The organism is Frankia gtarii (genome assembly GCF_025403375.1).
GTDB classification, from domain to species: Bacteria; Actinomycetota; Actinomycetes; order Frankiales; family Frankiaceae; genus Frankia; species Frankia gtarii.
Genome location: NZ_JAMPTM010000508.1, coordinates 1 through 1,832, shown reverse-complemented (window position 1 = coordinate 1,832; position 1,832 = coordinate 1). Strand labels below are relative to the sequence as shown.

Here is a 1,832-nt window from a genome sequence, read left to right as displayed (position 1 = left end):
CGGACGAGAACTGCATCACGAGGCCGCCGCCCTGCTCGCGCAGGAGTGGGATCGCCGCCTTCGAGACGTTGTAGACGCCCCAGAAGTTCGTCTCGAACTGGGCCCGGAAATCCGCATCGTCGCTGGTCTCGATCGGCGACACGTTGGCGTAGCCGGCATTGTTCACGATGACGTCGAGGCGGCCCAGTCGCGCCGCGGCTTCGGTGAGGGCGCCGCGCGCCGCCGCCGGGTCGGTCACGTCGAGCCGGAGCGGCACGACGGCCTCGCCGTACTCCGTGACAAGCTCGTCGAGCTGTTCGGGTCGCCGGGCGGTCGCGGCGACCCGGTCGCCGGCGGTGAGGGCGGCGATGGCGAGGGCGCGGCCGAACCCGCGCGAGGAACCGGTGATGAACCATGTCTGAGCCTGCTGCCCGGTGGTCTGCTGCATGCCGCTAATGAAACATCGTTGCTCTAAGTTGCGCAACCCTGTTGCGCTATGATCGATCGGTGACGAGGGACGACTTCCAGCGCGCCCGCTCTCCCGAGGCGAAGCGCGTCCGCGAAGCCGCGATCCTCGACGCGGCCCGAAGACTCGGCCGGCAGCACGGGATCCGGCAGGTGACGCTGACGGACATCGCCGCCGCGGTCGGGATGCACAAGTCCGCCATGCTTCGATACTTCGAGACGCGCGAAGAGATCTTCCTGCGCATCACCGCCGAGAGCTGGCGGGAATGGGTCCCGGTGCTCTGCGAGAAACTGCGCGCCATCGAGCAGTCCGACGCCGACGCCGCTCTCGACGCCGCCCCCGACGCCGTCGCGGCGGTGTTCGCCTCGACGCTTGCCGCGCGGGAGGTGTTCTGCGACCTGCTCGCGCAGGCTCCGATGAACTTGGAACGGAACGTGTCCGTGGATAAGGTGCGGGAGTTCAAGTTCGCGACCCGCGGCGCGCTGGCGGAGATCGTCCCCGCGGTGCGCGGAGCCCTGCCCGGACTCTCGGAGGGCTCCGTCGTCGATCTGGTGGCCGCGGCGACGGCGTTGGCCGGCACGTTCTGGCAGATCGCCACGCCCTCGCCTGAGATTGCGGCGCTCTACCGCTCCGACCCCCGGCTCGCGCACGCCATCCTGGACGTCGAGCCGCGACTCGCCAGGATCCTCGGCGCGATGCTGCGCGGCATGCAGGCGCCCGGCGTCGGCGCTCAATAGCGCGCTGTGTCGATCATCGTCGCTGTGGCTGTTCGGTCGCGGTCGCTGTCGCGATCGCTGTCGCCGTGGCTGTCGCCGTCGCGCGCGGGCCATCGGGCCGCCGACGGGAGCGGGTGGCCGGCTACGAATCGGGGCCGCGGAACCTGTCCAGCTCGGCGCTCCAGTCAACATGGTCGCCTTCCGTGCCGGCGGGAACTGCCGCCAGCACATCGCCCATGAACGTGGCGACCTGTTCGTGTCGGAGTTGGACCTCGCTGTGCCGGGACGCCGACTTCAGTGACAGGACCACCAGCCGTGTCCCGTCGTGGAAGGCCGGTCGCACCTCCACGGCGCCGACTCCGGTCGGCCGCCGGGCGCCGTCGATCAGGAGCTGGCGGGCGAACGTCCAGGTGACCGTCTGCACGGTGCTCGTCCGCAGAAGCAGGCTGACGGCGAACGGATCGGCCCGGTCGAAGCGGAGCGACGCGGGTAGCGGTGCTCGGGTGCCGTCCGGTTGGACGAGGAAGGCCGAAAGCTCCGACTCGAACGGATTCACCTCCGGCGGACGGCGCTGTGGCATGCCATCCTCCCGCTTCCTCGAGTGCCGACCGCCGAACGACGCGGCCGGCGGTCCGTGGACCGGCCCGGCATCCCCGTCCCCGTCCCCGATA

General features: G+C 70.5%; 3 protein-coding genes. 1 reads left to right on the top strand and 2 read right to left on the bottom strand.

All coding sequences use genetic code 11. The features are described 5' to 3' along the window. A partial coding sequence (locus NBZ83_RS31925; RefSeq protein ID WP_261576484.1) for an SDR family NAD(P)-dependent oxidoreductase occupies positions 1 to 427 on the bottom strand: 427 nt, incomplete at its 3' end. A 59-nt stretch (positions 428 to 486) separates the two neighbouring features. Here NBZ83_RS31925 and NBZ83_RS31920 point away from each other — a divergent pair. Beyond that, the gene (locus NBZ83_RS31920) at positions 487 to 1,182 is read left to right on the top strand and encodes a TetR/AcrR family transcriptional regulator (RefSeq protein WP_261567341.1); all 696 of its coding nucleotides are present in this window, start codon (positions 487 to 489) and stop codon (positions 1,180 to 1,182) included. Between the two features lie 121 nt (positions 1,183 to 1,303). Here the strand turns inward: NBZ83_RS31920 and NBZ83_RS31915 are convergent. Continuing rightward, positions 1,304 to 1,832, bottom strand: a 529-nt coding sequence (locus tag NBZ83_RS31915; RefSeq protein ID WP_261576483.1) for an SsgA family sporulation/cell division regulator, incomplete at its 5' end; no start/stop codon positions are given.